The following is a 20,793-nucleotide window of genomic DNA, read 5'->3' as shown; positions in this document are numbered from 1 at the left end:
ATTTAGGCAGCCAGCAACTGACGCAGCACGAACGGCAGAATACCGCCATGCTTGTAGTAGTCGACTTCGATCGGGGTGTCGATACGCAGCAGCACTTTGACTTCCTGCGATTCGCCGTTTTCGCGGTGGATCACCAGGGTTGCCAGTTGTTGCGGCTTGATCTCGCCTTCCAGGCCCTTCAGGTCGTAGGTTTCCTTGCCGGTGATGCCCAGCGATTCGACGCTGTCGTTGCCGATGAACTGCAGCGGCAGCACGCCCATGCCGACCAGGTTCGAGCGGTGGATGCGCTCGTACGAACGCACGACCACGGCCTTCACGCCCAGCAGCTGGGTGCCCTTGGCGGCCCAGTCGCGCGACGAGCCGGTGCCGTACTCTTCGCCGCCGAAGATCATGGTCGGGGTGCCCGCGGACACGTACTGCATTGCCGCGTCGTAGATCGACATCTGTTCGCCCGACGGCTGATGGATGGTGATGCCGCCTTCGACTGCGCTGCCATCGGCCTTCGGCGGGATCATCTTGTTCTTGATGCGCACGTTGGCGAAGGTGCCGCGCATCATGATCTCGTGGTTGCCGCGGCGCGAGCCGTAGGAGTTGAAGTCCGCCTTCAACACGTTGTGTTCCTTCAGCCACTTGCCTGCAGGGCCGTCTTCCTTGATCGAACCGGCCGGCGAGATGTGGTCGGTGGTGATCGAGTCGCCGAACACGCCCAGCGCGCGTGCGCCGGTGATGCCGGTGGCGGCCGCTTTCGGGGTCATCTCGAAGTCGGCGAAGAATGGCGGTTCGGCGATGTAGGTCGATTCAGGCCAGTTGTACACCTGGCCTTCGGTCGACGACACGCGTTCCCACAGCGCGCCAGGGTTGCCCTTGACGTCGGCGTAGTTCTTCTTGAAGACTTCCGAGTTCATCGCGAAGCGCATCAGTTCGCCGATCTCTTGCGAGGTCGGCCAGATGTCGCCCAGGTAGACGTCGACGCCGTTGGTGTCCTTGCCCACCGGCTCGGTCATCAGGTCCTTCGTCATGTTGCCGGCGATCGCGTAGGCGACGACCAGCGGTGGCGAGGCCAGGAAGTTCGAACGGATGTTCGGGTGAATACGTGCTTCGAAGTTGCGGTTGCCCGACAGGACGGCGGCGGCGATGATGTCGTTCTGGGTGATCGCGGCGTTCAGTTCCGGGGTCAGGTCACCGGCATTGCCGATGCAGGTCGTGCAGCCGTAGGCGGTCACGCCGAAGCCCAGCTTGTCCAGGTAAGGCAACAGGCCAGCGGCGGTCAGGTACTCGGTGACCACGCGCGATCCCGGCGCCAGCGACGACTTGATGTGCGGCGCCACGGTCAGGCCGCGCTCGACGGCTTTCTTGGCCAGGAGGCCCGCGGCCAGCAGCACGCTCGGGTTCGAGGTGTTGGTGCACGAGGTGATGGCGGCGATCAGGATGTCGCCGTTCTTCACGCGCACGCCGTTGGTGGTCTCGTAAACCTTGTGCAGGTCGTCCGGGTTCTTGTTGAAGCCGTTCTGGGTGGTCGGCTTGCTGAACAGGTCGGTGAACGTATTCTTGACGTGGCCCAGTTCGATACGGTCTTGCGGACGCTTCGGACCAGCCAGCGACGGGGTCACGGTCGACAGATCCAGTTCCACCACGCGGGTGTAGTCGATCTCGCCTTCCTGTGGAATGCCGAACATGCCCTGGGCCTTGTAGTAGCCTTCGAAGGCCGCCAGTTCTTCTTCGGTGCGGCCGGTGCCGCGGAAGTAGTCGACGGTGGCTTCGTCCACCGGGAAGAAGCCCATGGTCGCGCCGTATTCGGGCGCCATGTTGCCGATGGTGGCGCGGTCGGTGGTCGACAGCGAACGGGTGCCTTCGCCGAAGAACTCGACGAACTTGCCCACGACCTTTTCCTTGCGCAGCAGTTCGGTGATGGTCAGCACCAGGTCGGTCGCGGTGCAGCCTTCGCGCAGCTTGCCCTTCAGGTTGACGCCGATGACGTCCGGGGTCAGGAAGTAGACCGGCTGGCCCAGCATGCCGGCTTCGGCTTCGATGCCGCCCACGCCCCAGCCGACCACGCCGACGCCGTTGATCATGGTGGTGTGCGAGTCGGTGCCGACCAGGGTGTCGGGATAGTACATGTCACCCTGCTTCATGACGCCGCGCGCCAGGTATTCCAGGTTGACCTGGTGGACGATGCCGAAGCCCGGTGGCACCACGCCGAAGGTGTCGAACGCTTGCATGCCCCACTTCATGAACTGGTAGCGCTCGTTGTTGCGCTGGAATTCCAGTTTCATGTTCAGGTCGAGCGCGTTCGGCTCGCGGAAGTGGTCGATGGTGACCGAGTGGTCGACCACCAGGTCGACCGGCACCAGCGGCTCGATCTTCTTCGCGTCAAGGCCCATCTTGGCGGCGACGTTGCGCATCGCGGCCAGGTCGGCCAGCAGCGGCACGCCGGTGAAATCCTGCAACACGACGCGGGCCACGACGAATGGGATCTCGTCGGTACGCTCTGCGGTCGCGCCCCAGTTGGCGACTTGCTTGACGTGCTCTTCGGTGACCTTCTTGCCGTCGCAGTTGCGCAGGACGGACTCGAGGACGATACGGATCGACACCGGCAGGCGCGACAGGTTCACACCGAGGTTTTCCGCCAGCGCCGGCAGCGAATGGAGCTGGCCGCTCTGGCCTGCGCCGATCGGGAATTCCTTCAGTGTGTTCAGAGTGTTGCGAGACATAATCTCTCCTTCAGTGGGAATATTGTTATTTCAACAGCAGCGTTCACGGAAATAACGGACAGATAACTTCGGGCGACAGAACAGCGCGGCGTTCCGGGAAAATCCGCGCCGCATCTTCAGGGCACCTCGAAAAACCTGCTGCGCGTTGCATTTTCGGTCTGCGATGCTCACCGTACGCCCGTACGGTTGCGCTTCTCGACCGAAACTGCTGCCGCTCGCGACAGTTTTTCGAGGCGCCCTTCAAGTCTTGCTCGCTTCCGGTTCCGCGGTCGCCACGATCGCGGACTGTTCGGCGTTCTTGCATTCATTGGCCAACTGGCGGTTGAGCTTCGAGTCGAGCAGCATGCCCTTGGACGGGATGCCGATCCAGATCAGGCCATAGTGCGGATTCTCGAAGCGCAGCGCGCCGGTGGTGGTGCCGATGCGGGCCAGGCGGTGCAGGCGCTGCTTCCAGCGCAGCGCGATATGGCTGTCGTCGGCTTCGTTGGTATAGATCGTGATCTTGTTGCCGAGTTCGCAAGCGTATTCGGTCACCTTGGTATCGGTGATGTCCGGCTCGTCGACCTCGAGCGGGTTGGCAGCTGCGGCAGCCGCTGCCGCAGCCGCCGCGGCCGCTGCTGCGGCCTGCGCTTTCTTCGATGGTTTCTTCTTGGCTTGCGCCTTCAGGACTTTTTCCGCTTTCGGATGCGGTTCCTTGGCGGCGGCGCCTGCGGCAGTGGCCGGCGCGCACATGCCGGCGGCCGCGAGCGCGACAGCGCAGGCGGCGGCGAATTTGGGGAAGAGGGTGGCCATGGTCGGGTTATTCGCTGTCGGGGAGGTGGACGATTGCCGCAGCGGCTTCCGGCAGCGCGAGGCCCGCCAGTTTGGCACGCTGCAACACCGACCAATAATATCGGTAGCTCGCACGGTCGTGCAAGCGGCCATGCTGGGCAATCGGTCCCCAATCCGCCGCCATGGCTTCGCTCAAGACATTCGTCGCTTCATTGACCTCGGACAGGCGCGGGGTGAACGCCTTCAGGATCGGCTTGATCTGGTCCGGATGGATGCTCCACATCCGGGTAAAGCCGAATTCGGCGCCGGCGCGCTGGGCGTCGTTGGCGACCGTCGGGCTGTCCTTGATGTCGGTCGTGACGTTGTGCGACGCCACCTTGCCGTGGGCGTGGCAGGCCGCCACCATCTCGAGCTTGGCGCGCACCACCAGCGGGTGGGTGAACTGGCCCGGGGTGCGCATCGCGCTGGCCGGGATCGCGCCGTAGTGGCTTGAGACGAAATCCATGATGCCGAACGACAGGCACTCGACCTGAGGCAGGGCGGCGATGTCGTAGGCCTCGCGCAGCGCGCCGTGGGTCTCGATCAATACGTGCACCGGCAGGTTGGTCGGTCCGGCGCTCCGGCGGCCGGCGGCCTGGGCGTGCTGGTTGATCAGGTCGATCGCGCGGGCGACTTCGATCGCGCTTTCCACCTTGGGCAGCACCACATACGCCAGGCGTTGCGCCGCGCCGCCGACGATGAACTCGACGTCCTTCGCAAAATGGGGGCTGGCCGGGTCGTGCAGGCGCGCGCCGATGCGGTCGAAACGGTTGTCGTCGCTGTTGACCATCTGCGCCACCAGGATGGCGTGCTCCAGTTCGCTGCCGGCAGCGGCGCCGTCCTCGCAGTCGAAGGTGATGTCGAACAGGGGGCCAAGCTCTTGTTGCAGGGCCATCGATTTACGCATCAGCTTCTCGGAGCCGGCGTAGTGGTCGCAGGCGGGGAGAAGGAGCGGCTGGCGTTTGCCCTGGAATAAAACCTCGGAAGGGTGCATATCTCTCACAACATAAAAACGGCCGTGCCGCTTGAACGGCACGGCGCGGTTGGCGCACGGCGACTGCCGCGCGCCAGGTTCAGGCTCAGCCCAGCAGGTGAGCGACGCCGGCTTTTTCTTCTTCCAGCTCTTTCAGGGTCAGGTTGATGCGCTCTTGCGAGAAGGCATCGATATCCAGGCCCTGGACGATGGTGTACTCGCCGTTCTCGGTCGTGACCGGGAAGCCGAACATGGTGCCTTCCGGGATGCCGTAGGAACCATCCGAAGGAATACCCATGGTGGTCCACTTGCCGTTAGTGCCCAGCACCCAGTCACGCACGTGGTCGATGGCGGCGTTGGCGGCCGACGCTGCCGACGACAGGCCGCGCGCTTCGATGATGGCGGCGCCGCGCTTGCCGACGGTCGGCAGGAAGGTGTTGGCGTTCCATTCCTGGTCGTTGATCAGGTCCTTGATCGACTCGCCGCCGGCGGTGGCGAAGCGGTAGTCGGCGTACATGGTCGGCGAGTGGTTGCCCCACACGATCATCTTCTCGATGTCCTTGACGGCCTTGCCGGTCTTGGCCGCCACTTGCGACAGGGCGCGGTTGTGGTCCAGGCGCAGCATGGCGGTGAAGTTCTTGGCCGGCAGGTTCGGGGCCGATTTCATCGCGATGTAGGCGTTGGTGTTGGCCGGGTTGCCGACCACCAGCACTTTCACGTTGCGCGAAGCGACGGCGTCCAGGGCCTTGCCCTGCACGGTGAAGATCTGGGCGTTGGCTTCGAGCAGGTCCTTGCGCTCCATGCCCGGGCCGCGCGGGCGGGCGCCGACCAGCAGGGCGACGTCGGCGTCCTTGAACGCGGTCATCGGGTCGGCGTGGGCGGTCATGCCTTCGAGCAGCGGGAACGCGCAGTCGTCGATTTCCATCATCACGCCCTTGAGCGCCTTCTGTGCCTTCTCGTTGTCGATCTCGAGCAGCTGAAGGATGACCGGCTGGTCCTTGCCCAGCATGTCGCCGCTGGCGATGCGGAACAGCAGGGAATAGCCGATCTGGCCGGCCGCGCCGGTGACGGCGACGCGCATTGGGGTTTTAGCCATGATGAATCTCCAAAGTGGGAATGAATACGGTTTGCGCCGAGGTCGACGCCGAGCATACGCCTGTTTGGCTACAAGTTGCTTCACCGCGGTTTGATGAAGCTGCAATGATACCAAAAGCGCACTTCAAGCCTTCAAGGTCGAAAGTCGGGTGTCGCGCGCGTACAATGATGTCAAGAGTGGCGCCGACTCCCGGTCGGCCATGAGTGTATTCCTCTGCCGTTTGGTCTGTCAATTCAATATCATATGTCTTATATAAGACACATATCTAAAGACCTCTAATACTGGACGGTCATGCACTTTTGTGGTGAAATCGCGGTCTATGAATTCCGCCCCGTCCAATCCGGCCGTTGATCCTGTCAGCAGTGGCTCGCCGTCGTTCCGGCCCCTCTATCAGCAGATCAAGGCGCTGATCACCCAGAGCCTGCAGGCCGGTGAATGGAAGCCTGGCGAACTCATGCCGAGCGAAGTCGAGCTGGCGGCCCGTTTCAAGGTCAGCCAGGGCACCGTGCGCAAGGCAATCGACGAACTGGCTGCCGAGAACCTCGTGCTGCGGCGCCAGGGCAAGGGCACGTTCGTTGCCAGCCACGCCGAAGAGCGCGCCCATTTCCGCTTCCTGCGACTGATGCCGGACGAAGGCGTCCCCCATCATCCCGAGAACCGTTTCCTTGAAGTCAAGCGTACTCGTGCGCCGGCCGAGGTCGCGCGCCTGCTCGAGCTCAAGTCGGGCGACGCCGTGGTCTACATCAAGCGCGTGCAATCGTTCGACGGCCAGCCGACCATCCTGGAAGAGCTGTGGCTGCCGGGTCAGCTGTTCAAGGGCCTGAGCGCGGAGCGGCTGCAGGAATACAAGGGGCCGATGTACGGCCTGTTCGAGACGGAATTCGGCACGCGCATGATCCGCGCGACCGAGAAGATCCGGGCGGTGTCGGCCGACGCGGCCACGGCCGAGCACCTGAAGGTGGCGCCCGGCACGCCGCTGCTGTGCGGCGAGCGGGTGTCGTTCACCTACGGTGACAAGGCCGTCGAGCTGCGCCGCGAACTGTACTCGACCGCAAGCCACCATTATTTGAACGAATTGTCGTGAGGAGAATAAAGCAGAAAACGGTCAGGTAGAAATTCTCTGTTTTCTGTCTTTTCGAATAATTCGGAAAATAGCCGGATGGGATAGGCCCCCTCTGCGGCGATTGCGCGAATGCGATTAAAATATATTGGTTTTGGGTACGCGACGGACATGACCCGGTTCGCCGCCCGCTGTCCCGCTGGCCTGGTCCCAGTTTCCCGGACCAGGCCGTGAAATCGGCAAGAATGCAGGGTTCATACAAAAATTTGTCTTAAATGGGAGGTGTACCATCATGTCGGAAGCCGTGAGAGAAGCAAGCAAGAAAGGGCGGCCGGTGTATCGCAACGTCGGAATCGGCGATATCACGACGAAATATCGCATGCCGCCATCGGCGATCGTGTCGATCCTGCACCGCGTCAGCGGCGCCGGGTTGTTCCTGATGCTGCCATTCCTGCTGTATTTGTTCCAGCAGAGCCTGCTGTCGGAATCGTCGTTCGGCTATTTCGCCGGCATCGTGTCGCTGCCGCTCGTCAAGATCATCCTGCTCGGCCTGTCGTGGGCTTACCTGCACCATTTCGTCGCCGGCATCCGCCACCTGTTCATGGACAATCACTTTGCCCTGGACAAGGACGCTGCCCAATCGACCGCGCGCTGGGTGCTGATCATCAGCCTGCTGCTGACCGCGCTGGTCGGCATGAAACTGTTCGGAGTGTTTTAAATCATGGCAACCAAGAATAATATCGGCCCACGCCGCATGGTCGTCGGCGCCCACTACGGCTTCCGCGACTGGCTGGCGCAGCGCGTCACCGCCATCGTCATGGCGATCTACACGGTCGTCCTGCTGGTCTCCTTCCTGACCGGCCAGAATTTTACTTATGAAGGCTGGGCCGGCCTGTTCTCGAAACAGTGGTTCAAGCTGTTCTCGCTGGTGACCTTCCTGGCGCTGTACTACCACGCCTGGGTCGGCATCCGTGACATCTGGATGGACTACGTCAAGAACGCAGGCCTGCGCCTGCTGCTCCAGCTCGCGACGATCTTCTGGCTGATCGCCTGCGCCGCCTGGACCGTGCAAATTCTGTGGAGTGTGTAATCGTGGCAGCAATCAAAACCGCAATTCCTACCCGTCGCTTTGACGCGGTCATCGTTGGCGCCGGCGGTTCCGGCATGCGCGCATCGCTGCAACTGGCCGAAGCCGGCCTGAACGTCGCGGTCCTGTCGAAGGTCTTCCCGACCCGTTCGCACACCGTTGCGGCGCAGGGCGGCATCGGCGCCTCGCTGGGCAATATGAGCGAGGACGACTGGTACTGGCACATGTTCGACACCGTGAAAGGTGGCGACTACCTGGGCGACCAGGATGCGATCGAATTCATGTGCCGCGAAGCCCCAAAGGTCGTCTACGAGCTCGAGCATTTCGGCATGCCGTTCGACCGCAACCCGGACGGCACCATCTACCAGCGCCCGTTCGGCGGCCACACCGCGAACTTCGGCGAGAAGCCGGTCCAGCGCGCCTGCGCCGCGGCCGACCGCACCGGCCACGCGCTGCTGCACACGCTGTACCAGCGTAATGTCCGCGCCCGCACCCACTTCTTCGTCGAGTGGATGGCCCTGGACCTGATCCGCGACGCCGACGGCGACGTGGTCGGCGTGATGGCCCTGGAAATGGAAACCGGCGACGTGATGATCCTGGAAGCGAAGACCACCATCTTCGCCACCGGCGGCGCAGGCCGCATCTTCGCCGCATCGACCAACGCGTTCATCAACACCGGCGACGGCATGGGCATGGCGGCGCGCGCCGGCCTGCCGCTGCAAGACATGGAGTTCTGGCAGTTCCACCCGACCGGCGTCTCGGGCGCCGGCGTCCTGATCACCGAGGGCGTGCGCGGCGAGGGCGGTATCCTGATCAACTCGAACGGCGAACGCTTCATGGAGCGCTATGCGCCGACCCTGAAGGACCTGGCGCCGCGCGACTTCGTGTCGCGTTCGATGGACCAGGAGATCAAGGAAGGCCGCGGCTGCGGTCCCAATAAAGACCACGTGCTGCTCGACCTGCGCCACATCGGCAAGGACACCATCGAGAAGCGCCTGCCTTCGATCCTGGAAATCGGCCACAAGTTCGCCAACGTCGACGCGACCAAGGAACCGATTCCGGTCGTCCCGACCATCCACTACCAGATGGGCGGCATCCCGACCAATATCCACGGCCAGGTGGTCGCGCCCGACGGCACCGGCGGACAGAAGATCGTCAACGGCCTGTACGCGATCGGCGAATGCGCCTGCGTGTCGGTGCACGGCGCGAACCGCCTGGGCACCAACTCGCTGCTCGACCTGGTGGTGTTCGGCCGCGCGGCCGGCAACCACGTGGTGGCCTCGAACCTGAAGCAGAAGTCGAACAAGCCGATGCCAGCGGACGCGGCCGACTTCGCCCTGGCGCGCCTGAACAAGCTTGAATCCTCGGTCGGTGGCGAAAAAGTGCAGCACGTCGCCAACGACATCCGCGCCACCATGCAGAAATACTGCGGCGTGTTCCGTACCCAGGAACTGCTGGAGACGGGCGTCAAGGAAATCATGAAGCTCGACGAGCGCCGCAAGCACGTGTCGTTCCAGGACAAGTCGAAGGTGTTCAACACCGCCCGCGTGGAAGCGCTGGAACTCGACAACCTGATCGAGACCGCCAAGGCGACCATCGTGTCGGCGGCGGCGCGTCCGGAATCGCGCGGCGCCCACGCCCACAGCGACTACCCGAACCGCGACGACGAGAACTGGATGAAGCACACGCTGTTCTTCTCGGAAGGCAATCGCCTCGAGTACAAGCCCGTGGTGCAAAAACCGCTGACCGTCGACACCTTCAAGCCGAAGGCCCGTACTTTCTAATATTTTCCATGGCCGGAACCGACGTTCCGGCCCAGAACAGGTAATGAAATGGCACGCACCGTCCAACTGAAAATCTACCGCTACGATCCGGACAAGGATTCGAAGCCATACATGCAAGACGTGACCGTCGAGCTGAAAGACACCGACAAGATGCTGCTGGATGCCCTGCAGCGCATCAAGTCGGACGTCGACGACTCGCTGGCCCTGCGCCGCTCGTGCCGCGAAGGCGTGTGCGGTTCGGACGCGATGAACATCAACGGCAAGAACGGCCTGGCCTGCACCACCAACCTGAACGAGTTGACCCAGCCGATCGTGCTGCGTCCGCTGCCGGGCTTGCCGGTGGTGCGCGACCTGATCGTCGACATGACCAACTTCTTCAAGCAGTACCACTCGGTCAAGCCGTACCTGATCAACGACTCGATCAAGCCCGAGAAAGAGCGCCTGCAGTCGCCCGAAGAGCGCGAAGAGCTCGACGGCCTGTACGAGTGCATCCTGTGCGCCTGCTGCTCGACCTCGTGCCCGTCGTTCTGGTGGAACCCGGACAAGTTCGTCGGCCCGGCCGGCCTGCTGCAGGCCTACCGCTTCATCGCCGACTCGCGCGACGAAGCGACCAACGAGCGCCTGGACAACCTGGAAGACCCGTACCGCCTGTTCCGCTGCCACTCGATCATGAACTGTACGGATGTGTGCCCGAAAGGCCTGAATCCGAACAAGGCGATCGGCAAGATCAAGGAACTGCTGGTTCGTCGCGCCATTTGATGGTCGCGTAGCGCATGCGGCGGCCGGCATGGCGCCGCATGCGGTGTGCAGACGTGCGTATAACGGCGTGGTGTTTCGAGCGCCGGTTGAACGCGTCGGCGGGGGACCCGCCAACCCTACGATCGGTATATTGCCGTAGGGTTGGCGGCTCTGCCGCCGACGCGTTCAGCGAACGTGTGCATACTCGTGTCGGCCCAACCATGCCGAAGCAATACAGTAAAAGTACCGTACTGCCGAATCGCGGCAGCCGGGGTATGATGTCGAACCAACAACGGACTCTAGTGTGAAACCTAGTGCAAATGCGCATCAAGCCGATCCCGCCAACCGTGCCCGCCTGCGTTGGCGCGCACGCCGGGGATTGCTCGAGAACGATCTGATTCTCACGCGCTTCCTGGACGCGCACGAAGAAGAACTGACCGACGAAGAGGTCGATGCGCTGACCCGTCTGCTCGATCTGGCGGACAACCCGTTGATGGACCTGCTGCTGGGACGCTCCGAGCCTTCCGGCGAGGTCGACCTGCCGCATGTGCGTGCCTTGCTGGCGCGGTTGCGGCAAGCGTAAGCGAAATTGGGCATCCGGTCTGCCTCGCGGGCTGGTCGCGGCGCCCTCCGGTTTCGTTTTATTTTGTAGACCCACTCCCACAAGAAGGAAGTGCCATGAACATCTCTGATACCAAAGCCACCCTGTCGTTCTCGGACGGCAGCCCGTCGGTCGACATGCCGATCTACAAGGGCACCATCGGCCCGGACGTCATCGACATCCGCAAGCTGTACGGCCAGACCGGCAAGTTCACCTACGATCCTGGCTTCATGTCGACCGCCGCTTGCAACTCGAGCATCACCTACATCGACGGTGACAAGGGCGAGCTGCTGTACCGCGGCTACCCGATCGAGCAACTGGCCGTCAACTGCGACTTCCTGGAGACCTGCTACCTGCTGCTGAACGGCGAACTGCCGAACGCCGAGCAGAAAGAGAAGTTCAACGACACCGTGACCAAGCACACGATGATCCACGAGCAGATGCAATTCTTCTTCCGTGGCTTCCGTCGCGACGCGCATCCGATGTCGGTGCTGGTCGGCACCGTCGGCGCGCTGGCGTCGTTCTACCACGACTCGCTGGACATCAACGACGCCAAGCAGCGCGAAATCTCGGCGATCCGCCTGATCGCCAAGCTGCCGACCCTGGTCGCGATGGCCTACAAATACAATGTCGGCCAGCCGTTCATGTATCCGCGCAACGACCTGTCGTACAGCGCCAACTTCATGTACATGATGTTCGGCAATCCGTGCGAAGAGTACAAGGTCAACGACGTGCTGGTGCGCGCGCTGGACCGCATCCTGATCCTGCACGCGGACCACGAGCAGAATGCGTCGACCTCGACCGTCCGCCTGGCCGGTTCGTCGGGCGCCAACCCGTTCGCCTGTATCGCCGCCGGCATCGCCTGCCTGTGGGGCCCGGCGCACGGCGGCGCGAACGAAGCCGCGCTGAACATGCTGAAGGAAATCGGCACCGTCGACAACATCCCTGCCTTCATCGAGAAGGTCAAGGACAAGAACTCGGGCGTGAAGCTGATGGGCTTCGGTCACCGCGTGTACAAGAACTTCGACCCACGCGCCAAGCTGATGCGCGAAACCTGCCACGAAGTGCTCAACGAGCTCGGCCTGCAGGACGACCCGCTGTTCAAGCTGGCAATGGAACTGGAAAAGATCGCCCTGAACGACGAATACTTCGTGTCGCGCAAGCTGTACCCGAACGTCGACTTCTACTCGGGCATCGTGCAGTCGGCCCTGGGTATCCCGGTCTCGCTGTTCACCGGCATCTTCGCCATGGCCCGCACCATCGGCTGGATCGCCCAGTGGAACGAAATGATCGCCGATCCGGAGCAGAAGATCGGCCGTCCACGTCAGCTGTTCATCGGTTCGCCGGTGCGCGACGTGCCGAGCATCGACAAGCGTTAATCACAACGCGGTGTCATCGGAAAGCGGGCCTTGGCCCGCTTTTTTTTTTATGGTGCTGTCCTGTTTAGCTGTGGATGAGCATTGATCTACTGAGCTGATGCGCGGTCCAATTCCGGTCGTCATCGATCGGGAGCGTACGATGAAAGCGCCGCAGTTTGCGCAACTGTTCGCCCAGCTGCCAAAGCTGAACCAGCCACAGCGCTGGCAGGTGCTCGCCGCTCTCGTCAGCAAGGCAGCTGCCAGCAAGTAAGCAAGTAAGCAAGTAAGCAAGTAAGCAAGTAAGTAAGTAAGTAAGTAAGTAAGTAAGTAAGTAAGTAAGTAAGTAAGCGTTGAGGCCAGCCGCCGGTTGACTGGAAAACAAAGCGCGCTATACTGGGCTAATCGTCTCAGCCGACCGCCATGAATCCATTCCGCCTGCCACCGTTTGACGCCGCATCGCCCCTGGGCGATGGTGGCGTTCGCGTGCGCGTGGCAGCGCGCCGAGCGGCGCATCTTTCCAGCCTCGACCTCGCCCGGCTTTCCCTGGCTCGGTGAGGAACCACGGCAGGCCAGCGCCTGTCCATCCTCCCGGGCCGCCTCCATCTACTGCATCGCCGCATCGATCATGCGGCGCCGTCATCAATCTTGACCTTATCCGGTCATTTTGTGGAGAACACATGAAACCATCCATCGTCGTATCCTGGCTCGACCTCGAGCGTCTCGAACGCATCCTCGACCGTCTCCCCGCCGCGCAAGCCACTGCGCGCGACGCCCTGCTGGACGAACTCGGGCGTGCTGAAATGGTCGAGCCGTGGGAGATGCCGCCCGACGTCGTCACCATGAATTCGCGCGTGCGTTTTCGCTTCGCCGGCTCGGACGAAGACGTGACCATGACCCTGAGCTATCCGAAGGACATGAAGGACAGCGGCGAGCAGCTGTCCGTGCTGACCCCGGTCGGCACGGCCCTGCTGGGCCTGCGCATCGGCGCCAGCATCACCTGGCAGCGCCCGGGCGGCGGCACCTTCGAAGCCACCGTGCTCGACATCGACTACCAGCCGGAGCGGGCGGGCGAGCTGCACCGGTAGCAGGCGTGGGCGTGGTGTTGCTTACACATTTGCATGTGTACAATAACCGCGCTCACACTCCATCGAAGGGATCTTTCGTGAAACGCTTCCTGACCGCCTGCTTCCTGTGCCTGGGTTTGATCGGCGCCGCCAATGCTGCCAATGCCGCCACCGATGCCGAGCTGACGAAGCAGGTCAATGCCTTCGTCGACGAGTGGCATGACGACGCCGCCAACACGCGGATGGCCTATTTCGACAAGATCGCCAAGGACGGCGTCTACATCGGCACCGACCGCAGCGAGCTGTGGACCCGCGACGAATTCAAGGCCTGGTCGAAGAAGTATTTCGACGCCAGGTCGGCCTGGACGTTCAAGGCCACCCGTCGCCACGTCTATGCGTCCGCCGACAAGTCGCTGATCTGGTTCGACGAATTGCTCGACACCAGGAACATGGGCCATGCGATGGCAAGCGGCGTGATCCGCAAGACGGCGAAGGGTTTCGAGATCGTTCACTATCAACTCTCGCTGGCGGTGCCGAACGAGGTGATCGACCAGGTCACCGGCATCATCGCCGGGCACGAAAAGAAGAAGTAGGGTGGACGCGTCTACCGTCCGCACGTCCAGGTGCACGCAGGATTTGAACGCGTGGACGGTGAGCCGTCCACCCGACGCAATTTACCTAGATTGAGCGACGCCACTTGAAACTTCCGTATATCGGCCGCTTCGCCCCATCGCCCTCCGGTCCGCTGCACGCCGGCTCGCTGGTGGCGGCGCTGGCCAGCTACCTCGACGCGCGCTGGCACGGGGGCGCCTGGCTGGTGCGCATCGAAGACATCGACGAGGGCCGCAGCGTGCCTGGCGCGGCCGAGGGCATGCTGGCGCTGCTCGATGCGCTCGGCATGCATGCCGACGGCGAAGTCGTCTGGCAGAGCCGGCGCAAGCGCCTGTACCAGGCCGCCGCGGAGCGCATCGCGCAAGACACCTATCCCTGCGGCTGCAACCGGCGCGAGATTGCCGATTCGCGCCTGGGCTTCGCGCCCGACGGCGCGGCGATCTATGCCGGCACCTGCCGCCACGGGCTGGGCCCGGGCCGCGCCATGCGCAGCCTGCGCGTGCGCGTGCCCGAGGCCGGCCATGATGAAATCACCTTCATCGACCGGTTCGCGGGCAAGGTCACGCAGCACCTGGCGCTCGACTCGGGCGACTTTCTGCTCAAGCGCGCCGACGGGTTCTGGGCCTATCAGCTGGCGGTGGTGGTGGACGATGCGGAGCAGGGCGTCACCGACGTCGTGCGCGGCGCCGACCTGCTCGACTCGACGCCGCGCCAGATCTACCTGCAGCGCCTGCTTGGCGTGCCGACGCCGCGCTACCTGCACGTGCCGGTGGTGCGCAATGAAAACGGTGAAAAGTTGTCGAAACAGACCGGTGCGCTGGCGGTGACGGCGGGGGACGAGCCCGCGGCCGTCGCCGCACTGCTGGATGCGGCGCGCTTTCTCGATCTGGATCTTGCGTTCGGGTTGGCGCCGCCGCGCTCGCGCGACGAGTTCTGGCAGGCCGCGATCCCGGCCTGGGGCCGCCTGCTGGCGCGCCGCGCAGGCGCCGGGCCCTAAGTACTCACCCATAAATAAATCTGTTTTTGGCTGCCAGAACCGGCGCGTTGCTGCGTTGGCTCGTGCTTGCAGTGCTCGCACTGCGGCGCAGTCGCCGCCTTGCACCGCATCCGGTTCTGTTTGCCAAAATTCACATTTATTTCCGGCTGAGTACTTAGATCGCCCGCCGTGGCTGCGGCATGACGCGGCGCCGCGCCAGCAGCGTCAGCACGCCCAGTCCCATCCCCATCATCGCCCAGGTGCCCGGTTCCGGAATCGGCGCCGCGACCGCGAAGCCGCGGATTTCGCCGTCCGGATAAGCGGTGCTGTGGATGTTGAGGTAAGCCTGGTCGCCGTTGAACGCATTGATGAGCGCCCCGCTTGCCAGCTGCGGCGTGCCGCCGTTGGCCGCGAGGAAGTCCGGATCGTAGACGGCCGGGTTGCCCAGGTCGAAGGCGGCGGAATAGGAACCGGCCGTCACGTCCAGCGGGAAGTCCGTGAGGGGGATGGCGACCGGCGCCACGCCGCGGAAGGCATCCACCGTGCAGCAATGGATGTGGGCGCTGATGGTCGGCGCGGACAGGTCGCGGAACGGCACCTCGGCGCGCAGGATGAGGTCGTCGATCTCGAAGCTTGATACGCTCGACCCGGGCGAGCCGTTGGGTATCTCTTCGGCGGGGCCGCTGGCAACCGCGCGGTAATAAACCGGCGCGGCCTGGCTGGTGGCGGCGACCAAGGTCGACGCGGCCAGCGCTAACACGGTGAGGACTCGTTTCATGGTAGACCTCCTGATCAGGAAAGAAACCAATCGCGCCGCCGAATTGGCAGCGGTGCCCAAAAAATTAGCACAGGAGGCGTGGCCCGCCCACACCGTACGGGTAGTAAAAGGCTGTTGAGAAATCTCGGCCGTTCAGGCAAGCGCGCTGCGGCAAGTTACGGCCAGGCTATTCTGGATTGCGCAGAACGCTGATCCGCCCGTCCGCTTCGAGAAAGGCGCATTTCATCCTGGGCCGGGGGCAGTCGGCTTCGCGCAGCGCTTCCTCGACATCGCTCTCGGAAAGACGGCAGCGCTTCATGACTTTTTCGAAGAACACGCCGTCGCGGCCAATCAGCACCGGGCTTCCTTCGATGAGTTCCTCGAGTTTCTTGTTGCGCGACGTGAGGAAGGCGAACAGCACGGTCAGCGCGACGAGGGTCGCGGCGATGATGAGGCCGCCGAGCAGCGATTCGTCGCCGCCGGTCATCGAGTTCGACACCGCTTCCGACAGCAGCATCACCACCAGCAGGTCGAACGGCGTGAACTGGCCGACGGTGCGGCGGCCCGACAGGCGCATCATGACCAGCAATGCGCAATACACGATGGCGCCGCGCGCAATGAATTCCCACCAAGGAAGATCGAGATCGAGCATGAGCCCTCCGCAGGCATGAGTCTGTTCAGTCAATTCTAATCACTTTGTTAACAATTCACCGTTCAAGCGTGCGTGTGCTTCCAGTCAGCAGTTCTCCCTCAGGTATGATGTTCCTTTCAGTCAGCTCCAGCGCGCACTGTTTCGTCCATGGACTTCCGTCAGATTCATTATTTCATTTCCCTGTACGAAGAAGGCACGGTCACCCGCGCGGCGCACCGTCTTCATATCGTGCAGCCGGCGTTGAGCATGCAGATCGGCCGGCTCGAAGAGCATCTCGGCCAGAAGCTGTTCGAGCGCACCAAGAACGGCATGGTGCCGACCGACGCGGCGCGCCAGATGTACCGGCTGTTTTTGCCGATCATGCGCGACTTCTCGAACGCCGAGGCGCAGATGCTGAGCAGCGAAGGAGACATCCGCGGGCATGTCAATATCGGCCTGATCGCTTCCATCACGCAGGGCGTGCTGGTCGACACGCTCGGCGCGTTTTCACGCCAGTATCCCGGGGTCGACGTGTCGGTCAGCGACGGCTACACCAGCGTACTGGCGGACCGGGTCGCGGAAGGGCGACTCGACGCGGCCATCGTCAACAAGCCGCGTCGTCTGCTTGCGCTCGACGTCGAACACATCATCGATGAAGAAATGGTGCTGATCGTCGGTCAGCGGTTCGAGGGCAGCCTGTCGCCTTGCCTGACGCTGCGCGAGATGGCGGGGAGCGGGCTCGATCTGGTGCTGCCGACCCGCGGCCACGGCTTGCGCGCCAATATCGACAGCTTTTTCGAGAGCGAGAACATCGAGCTGGCGCCCAAGTTCGAGATCGATTCGCTGGTCGCGACGATCAAGCTGGTGGAACAGACCCGGATGGCGAGCATCGTGCCGCGCGTGGCGGTGCACCGGCAGCTCTACGACGGCAGCCTGCGCGCCCACAGCATCGTCTCGCCGCGCCTGGTGCGGCGCGTGGTGAGCGTGTCCAATCCCCGGCGGCCGCTCAGTCCGGCCACCAGGCTGTTCATTTCGATGCTGGCGGCGAACCTGCGTTTGCGCGCGCCTGGCGCCGGCGCGGACACGCCCGACACCGGGGCCTAGGCCAGCCCCGGCGCCGGGAAGCGCCTGGCTCAGAAGTGGTGGCGCAGGCCCATCATGACGCCGGTCTGCGCCATGCCGACCCCGACCGTGCCGCCGGCATCCAGGGCCACCGCCGACGCGCCGTCGTTGTCCATGTGGCCCAACGAGGCGTAGACGTGGCTGCGCTTGGACAGGGAATACGTCAGCCGCGCCACCAGCATCGACACGTCGGACGGCGAGTCCTTGAGGTCGCGCCTGGCCCACTGGGCGTCGAGCGTGAACGGTCCCATCGGATGGCTCGCACCGACGTACCACAGGTTCGACAGCGACTGGCCGGTGGCGGCGTCGGTGTCACGGTGGATGACGCCGGCGCCGAGGCGGGTGGTTCCCAGCATCAGGTAGCCATTCAGGGTGGTGCGCACATCGCTACGCGCGCTGCTGGTCAGGCCGAAGGCGGCGCCGCTGTTGCCATGCAATTTGTCGTAAGAGCCGATCACGCCCCACTGTTTGGTGTCCCAGCCCAGCAGGGCCGTGTACTGGCGGCAGGCCTTGGCGTCGCCCGCCACTTCTCCGGCGCAGTTGGTGGCGGCCGGCCCGCCGGCGCTGGAGGCGTCGCGGCCGAAACTCCAGGTGGCGCCCGCCACCAGGTTGCCGAAATTGCCCATGTAACCGATCGCGTTGTCGGAGCGCGCGTTCGGCAGGTAGCCGTCGATGCTGCTGATGGCAAACAGGTTCGGCCCCATCACGTCGGTCTTGATGGTCGCGATGTACGTCATATTGACCTGGCGCCCGACCGTCAGCGTGCCCCAGTCGCTTTTCAGGCCGACGTGGGCGGCGCGGCCGAACAGGCGGTTGCCCTGGCCGAGCGCGCCGGTGTCCATGGCCAGGCCGCTTTCCAGCACGAAGAAGGCTTGCAGGCCGCCACCCAAGTCTTCGGTGGCGCGAAAGCCGATGCGCGACGGGAAGGAGCCGGTCAGCGACGGCACCTTGGTGATCGAGTCGCCCTCGGCGTCGGCATTGGTGGTGTGGACGACGCCGCTGTCGACGATGCCGTAGATCTGGACCGCGGATTGCGCGCTGGCGCTGGACGCGGCGATGCTGCAGGCGAGCGCGAGCGCGCCTCTGGTGAGGTGGTGCATGGTGTCTCCAGTTGTTGTAGTTTTATGGTGCGGTGTTCAGAGCAGGCCCGCGTCCCGGAAGATGTGCTTGGTTTCCAGGAAGTCCGCCAGTCCTTCATAGCCATGCAGGCGGCCGATGCCGCTGCGCCGGTATCCTCCGGTTTCGGCTTCCGCGAACAGGCGGTTGTGGTCGTTGATCCAGACCGTGCCGTTGCGCAGGGCGCGCGCCAGGCGCATGCCGCGGTCGCCGTCGCCGGTCCAGACGCTGGCCGACAGGCCGAATACGGTGTCGTTGGCGCGCGCCACCGCCTGCTTTTCGTCCTCGAAGCGTTCCAGCACCACGAACGGTCCGAAGATCTCCTCCTGCGTGAAGAACGCCGAGGCGTCGGCATGCGCCACCAGCGTGGGCGTCATGAAGTGCCCGCCGGCAGGCATGCCGTCGGGCCGGCCGCCGCGCAGCACGACTTCGTCGCACAGGTCCAGCGCGCGCGCCACGTCGGCCGACACGCGCAGGTGGGCGTCGGCGTCGATCAGCGGTCCCATGCCGGCGCCCGGCGTCGTTCCCGGCGCGACCACGATCGCCGCCAGCGCGTCCCTGAGCGCGTCCTTCATGGCGTCGTAGCAGGCGGCGTGCACCAGCACGCGGCGGGCCGCGGTGCACTGCTGGCCCGAGATGATCGTCGCCGCGGTCGCCAGCCGGCGCGCGACCGCCCCGACGTCGGCGTCGGGGAACACCAGGCAGCTCGACTTGCCGCCGAGCTCGAGCGACAGCTTCTTCATGGTCGGCGCGGCCGCGGCCATGATGCGCTGGCCGGTCAGGTTCGAGCCGGTGAAGCTCAGCACGTCCACGTCGGCCGAGGTGGTCAGTTCCTGGGCGGCCTCGCTGCCCTGTTCCAGCACCAGGTTCAGCACGCCGCGCGGCAGCAGCTCGACCGCAGCCAGTTCGTGCAGGACGGCGGCGCTGATCTGCGCGGTCTGGTGCGCGGGCTTGACCACGACCGTGCAGCCCGCCGCCAGCGCCGGCGCCAGCGACCGGATCAGCAGCACGATCGGCGCGTTCCACGGGATGATCAGGGCGGCCACGCCGGCCGCTTCGCGCAGCGTCGCCGAATAGGCGCCCGGCTCGACTTCCATGAAATGGCCGGGAATGTGGCGCGCAAGACCCGCGTAATAACGGATCTCCGAGATGGCCGCCGCCATTTCGCCGCGCGCCTGGGGCAGCACCTTGCCGTTCTCCAGGGTCAGCAGGGACGCAAGTCCAGTGCACCGCTCCAGGCGGTCGGCCCATTGCAGCAGCACCATCTGGCGCTGGCGCGCATCGTGGGCCCAGTGCGATTCGTCGAAGGCCCGGCGCGCGCTGGCGATGGCGCGCCGGGCGTCGTCCTTTGTACTCGCGGCGAAGCGGCCGATGACGGCGCCGCTGGCCGGATCGTGGCTGGCGCCGGTGGCGCCGCCAGCCGCGTCCTGCCACTCGCCGTCGATGTAGTTCCGTGCGTGCAGATCGCTCATGTAGGCGCTCTCCCCGCTCAAGTGCCGTTGAACACCGGAGGACGCTTGGCGTGGAATGCCTCGACGCCCTCGCGGAAGTCGTTCGACGAACGCAGGCGGCTGTAGCAGTGGCCCTCCAGCTCGATGGCGATCGACAGCGGCGAATCCTCGGTATCGTTCAGCAGCTTCTTGGCGGTGCGCTGGGCGATCGGCGAGAACGCGCGCAGTTCGTCGACCAGGCGGTCGGTGGCCGCTTCCAGTTCGGCGTCGGGCACGCATTCGGTGGCCACGCCCCAGTCGTAGGCCTGCTGGCCAGGGATGCGGCGCGAACGCATCACGATGTCCTTGGTGCGGGTGATGCCGACCATCTTCTGCAGGCGCGCCGAACCGCCCGAGCCCGGGATCTGGCCCAGCTTCTGTTCCGGCAGCGCGTAGAAGGTGGTGTCGGTGACCAGGCGGAAGTCGCAGGCCAGCGAGATCTCGAAGCCGACGCCGAAGCAGAAGCCGCGATTGGCGGCGATCACCGGCTTGCTGCAGCGGGTCGGGGCGGCGACGTTCCAGGCCAGCTTCGACACGTGCTCGGGGCTCGCCTCCAGGAAGCCGCGGATGTCGCCGCCGCTCGAGAAATGCTGGCCGTCGGCGCGCAGCACGATCACGCGCACGCGCTCGTCTTCGTCGAGCGACTCGAACACCAGGCGCAACTGCTCGCGCTGGGTCATCGAGATGATGTTGAACGGGCCGTTCGACAGGATGATGTCGGCGCGCTGGCGCCCGGCGTCGATCTCGACCCGGAAGCCTTCGAGATTTGCCAGCAGGCTATGGGCGGGGTGGTTCAGTTGGGTCATG

Annotated in this window: 20 protein-coding genes; 11 read left to right on the top strand and 9 right to left on the bottom strand. The window is 64.2% G+C overall.

Going from position 1 to position 20,793, the window contains the following annotated elements; genetic code table 11:
• Positions 1–2: 2 nt before the first annotated feature.
• The 4 genes from acnA to ACZ9AQ_RS08460 form a co-directional block, all read right to left on the bottom strand.
• Complete coding sequence (gene acnA / locus ACZ9AQ_RS08475) at positions 3–2,711, bottom strand: aconitate hydratase AcnA (RefSeq protein ID WP_429203320.1); 2,709 nt, start codon at positions 2,709–2,711, stop codon at positions 3–5.
• A 240-nt stretch (positions 2,712–2,951) separates the two neighbouring features.
• Positions 2,952–3,503 carry a hypothetical protein gene (locus ACZ9AQ_RS08470; protein ID WP_429203319.1) on the bottom strand — a complete coding sequence of 184 codons (552 nt, stop codon included), beginning with the start codon at positions 3,501–3,503 and terminating at the stop codon, positions 2,952–2,954.
• A 7-nt stretch (positions 3,504–3,510) separates the two neighbouring features.
• Positions 3,511–4,515: an HpcH/HpaI aldolase/citrate lyase family protein gene (locus tag ACZ9AQ_RS08465; RefSeq protein WP_429203318.1), complete on the bottom strand. Its 1,005-nt coding sequence runs from the start codon at positions 4,513–4,515 to the stop codon at positions 3,511–3,513.
• An 85-nt stretch (positions 4,516–4,600) separates the two neighbouring features.
• On the bottom strand, positions 4,601–5,590 hold the full coding sequence (locus tag ACZ9AQ_RS08460; protein ID WP_429203317.1) for a malate dehydrogenase: 990 nt from the start codon (positions 5,588–5,590) through the stop codon (positions 4,601–4,603).
• A 319-nt stretch (positions 5,591–5,909) separates the two neighbouring features.
• Here ACZ9AQ_RS08460 and ACZ9AQ_RS08455 point away from each other — a divergent pair, with 319 nt between their 5' ends.
• From ACZ9AQ_RS08455 to gluQRS, 10 genes are all read left to right on the top strand, one after another.
• Positions 5,910–6,674, top strand: a complete 765-nt coding sequence (locus tag ACZ9AQ_RS08455; protein WP_429203316.1) for a GntR family transcriptional regulator — start codon at positions 5,910–5,912, stop codon at positions 6,672–6,674.
• A gap of 268 nt (positions 6,675–6,942) precedes the next feature.
• Complete coding sequence (sdhC, locus tag ACZ9AQ_RS08450) at positions 6,943–7,368, top strand: succinate dehydrogenase, cytochrome b556 subunit (protein ID WP_429203315.1); 426 nt, start codon at positions 6,943–6,945, stop codon at positions 7,366–7,368.
• 3 nt (positions 7,369–7,371) lie between these two features.
• Positions 7,372–7,740: a succinate dehydrogenase, hydrophobic membrane anchor protein gene (gene sdhD / locus ACZ9AQ_RS08445; protein WP_429203314.1), complete on the top strand. Its 369-nt coding sequence runs from the start codon at positions 7,372–7,374 to the stop codon at positions 7,738–7,740.
• A 2-nt stretch (positions 7,741–7,742) separates the two neighbouring features.
• On the top strand, positions 7,743–9,521 hold the full coding sequence (gene sdhA / locus ACZ9AQ_RS08440) for a succinate dehydrogenase flavoprotein subunit (RefSeq protein WP_429203313.1): 1,779 nt from the start codon (positions 7,743–7,745) through the stop codon (positions 9,519–9,521).
• 48 nt (positions 9,522–9,569) lie between these two features.
• Entirely contained in the window at positions 9,570–10,280 is a 711-nt protein-coding gene (locus tag ACZ9AQ_RS08435; RefSeq protein WP_429203312.1) for a succinate dehydrogenase iron-sulfur subunit, read from the top strand.
• A 283-nt stretch (positions 10,281–10,563) separates the two neighbouring features.
• Positions 10,564–10,842, top strand: coding sequence for an FAD assembly factor SdhE (locus ACZ9AQ_RS08430; RefSeq protein ID WP_429203311.1), 279 nt, complete (start codon positions 10,564–10,566; stop codon positions 10,840–10,842).
• 95 nt (positions 10,843–10,937) lie between these two features.
• Positions 10,938–12,239 (top strand): citrate synthase, encoded by a 1,302-nt coding sequence (gltA, locus tag ACZ9AQ_RS08425; protein ID WP_429203310.1) that lies wholly within the window; start codon positions 10,938–10,940, stop codon positions 12,237–12,239.
• A gap of 656 nt (positions 12,240–12,895) precedes the next feature.
• Entirely contained in the window at positions 12,896–13,303 is a 408-nt protein-coding gene (gene rnk / locus ACZ9AQ_RS08420) for a nucleoside diphosphate kinase regulator (protein WP_429203309.1), read from the top strand.
• A gap of 77 nt (positions 13,304–13,380) precedes the next feature.
• Entirely contained in the window at positions 13,381–13,875 is a 495-nt protein-coding gene (locus ACZ9AQ_RS08415) for a nuclear transport factor 2 family protein (RefSeq protein ID WP_429203308.1), read from the top strand.
• A 104-nt stretch (positions 13,876–13,979) separates the two neighbouring features.
• A complete protein-coding gene (gluQRS, locus tag ACZ9AQ_RS08410; RefSeq protein WP_429203307.1) occupies positions 13,980–14,891 on the top strand; it encodes a tRNA glutamyl-Q(34) synthetase GluQRS in 912 nt (303 codons plus the stop codon).
• A gap of 154 nt (positions 14,892–15,045) precedes the next feature.
• Here gluQRS and ACZ9AQ_RS08405 read toward each other — a convergent pair whose 3' ends face one another.
• Together ACZ9AQ_RS08405 and ACZ9AQ_RS08400 are read right to left on the bottom strand one after the other, a co-directional pair.
• Positions 15,046–15,648, bottom strand: coding sequence for a CHRD domain-containing protein (locus tag ACZ9AQ_RS08405; RefSeq protein ID WP_429203306.1), 603 nt, complete (start codon positions 15,646–15,648; stop codon positions 15,046–15,048).
• A 166-nt stretch (positions 15,649–15,814) separates the two neighbouring features.
• Positions 15,815–16,279 carry a DUF421 domain-containing protein gene (locus ACZ9AQ_RS08400; RefSeq protein ID WP_429203305.1) on the bottom strand — a complete coding sequence of 155 codons (465 nt, stop codon included), beginning with the start codon at positions 16,277–16,279 and terminating at the stop codon, positions 15,815–15,817.
• A 147-nt stretch (positions 16,280–16,426) separates the two neighbouring features.
• On the opposite strand from ACZ9AQ_RS08400, the gene ACZ9AQ_RS08395 reads away from it, so the two are divergent.
• Complete coding sequence (locus ACZ9AQ_RS08395) at positions 16,427–17,362, top strand: LysR family transcriptional regulator (protein WP_429203304.1); 936 nt, start codon at positions 16,427–16,429, stop codon at positions 17,360–17,362.
• Positions 17,363–17,391: 29 nt separating this feature from the next.
• Here the strand turns inward: ACZ9AQ_RS08395 and ACZ9AQ_RS08390 are convergent, their stop codons facing one another.
• The 3 genes from ACZ9AQ_RS08390 to ACZ9AQ_RS08380 are packed head-to-tail and all read right to left on the bottom strand — an operon-like array spanning position 17,392 to position 20,792.
• On the bottom strand, positions 17,392–18,480 hold the full coding sequence (locus tag ACZ9AQ_RS08390; RefSeq protein ID WP_429203303.1) for a porin: 1,089 nt from the start codon (positions 18,478–18,480) through the stop codon (positions 17,392–17,394).
• Between the two features lie 36 nt (positions 18,481–18,516).
• Positions 18,517–19,968, bottom strand: coding sequence for an aldehyde dehydrogenase family protein (locus ACZ9AQ_RS08385; RefSeq protein ID WP_429203302.1), 1,452 nt, complete (start codon positions 19,966–19,968; stop codon positions 18,517–18,519).
• A gap of 17 nt (positions 19,969–19,985) precedes the next feature.
• Positions 19,986–20,792 carry an enoyl-CoA hydratase/isomerase family protein gene (locus ACZ9AQ_RS08380; protein WP_429203301.1) on the bottom strand — a complete coding sequence of 269 codons (807 nt, stop codon included), beginning with the start codon at positions 20,790–20,792 and terminating at the stop codon, positions 19,986–19,988.
• Position 20,793 lies beyond the last annotated feature (1 nt).

This window comes from Massilia sp. UYP34, from assembly GCF_056279385.1.
The sequence above is the reverse complement of the archived record's forward strand: the minus strand, read 5'-3'. Positions and strand labels throughout refer to the sequence as shown.

Excerpts from the sequence above, each read along its gene's own strand:
- acnA (WP_429203320.1), bottom strand. The coding sequence starts at position 2,711 with ATGTCTCGCAACACTCTGAACACACTGAAGGAATTCCCGATCGGCGCA.
- ACZ9AQ_RS08470 (WP_429203319.1), bottom strand. The coding sequence starts at position 3,503 with ATGGCCACCCTCTTCCCCAAATTCGCCGCCGCCTGCGCTGTCGCGCTC.
- ACZ9AQ_RS08465 (WP_429203318.1), bottom strand. The coding sequence starts at position 4,515 with ATGCACCCTTCCGAGGTTTTATTCCAGGGCAAACGCCAGCCGCTCCTT.
- ACZ9AQ_RS08460 (WP_429203317.1), bottom strand. The coding sequence starts at position 5,590 with ATGGCTAAAACCCCAATGCGCGTCGCCGTCACCGGCGCGGCCGGCCAG.
- ACZ9AQ_RS08455 (WP_429203316.1), top strand. The coding sequence starts at position 5,910 with ATGAATTCCGCCCCGTCCAATCCGGCCGTTGATCCTGTCAGCAGTGGC.
- sdhC (WP_429203315.1), top strand. The coding sequence starts at position 6,943 with ATGTCGGAAGCCGTGAGAGAAGCAAGCAAGAAAGGGCGGCCGGTGTAT.
- sdhD (WP_429203314.1), top strand. The coding sequence starts at position 7,372 with ATGGCAACCAAGAATAATATCGGCCCACGCCGCATGGTCGTCGGCGCC.
- ACZ9AQ_RS08435 (WP_429203312.1), top strand. The coding sequence starts at position 9,570 with ATGGCACGCACCGTCCAACTGAAAATCTACCGCTACGATCCGGACAAG.
- gltA (WP_429203310.1), top strand. The coding sequence starts at position 10,938 with ATGAACATCTCTGATACCAAAGCCACCCTGTCGTTCTCGGACGGCAGC.
- rnk (WP_429203309.1), top strand. The coding sequence starts at position 12,896 with ATGAAACCATCCATCGTCGTATCCTGGCTCGACCTCGAGCGTCTCGAA.
- ACZ9AQ_RS08405 (WP_429203306.1), bottom strand. The coding sequence starts at position 15,648 with ATGAAACGAGTCCTCACCGTGTTAGCGCTGGCCGCGTCGACCTTGGTC.
- ACZ9AQ_RS08400 (WP_429203305.1), bottom strand. The coding sequence starts at position 16,279 with ATGCTCGATCTCGATCTTCCTTGGTGGGAATTCATTGCGCGCGGCGCC.
- ACZ9AQ_RS08395 (WP_429203304.1), top strand. The coding sequence starts at position 16,427 with ATGGACTTCCGTCAGATTCATTATTTCATTTCCCTGTACGAAGAAGGC.
- ACZ9AQ_RS08390 (WP_429203303.1), bottom strand. The coding sequence starts at position 18,480 with ATGCACCACCTCACCAGAGGCGCGCTCGCGCTCGCCTGCAGCATCGCC.
- ACZ9AQ_RS08385 (WP_429203302.1), bottom strand. The coding sequence starts at position 19,968 with ATGAGCGATCTGCACGCACGGAACTACATCGACGGCGAGTGGCAGGAC.
- ACZ9AQ_RS08380 (WP_429203301.1), bottom strand. The coding sequence starts at position 20,792 with ATGACCCAACTGAACCACCCCGCCCATAGCCTGCTGGCAAATCTCGAA.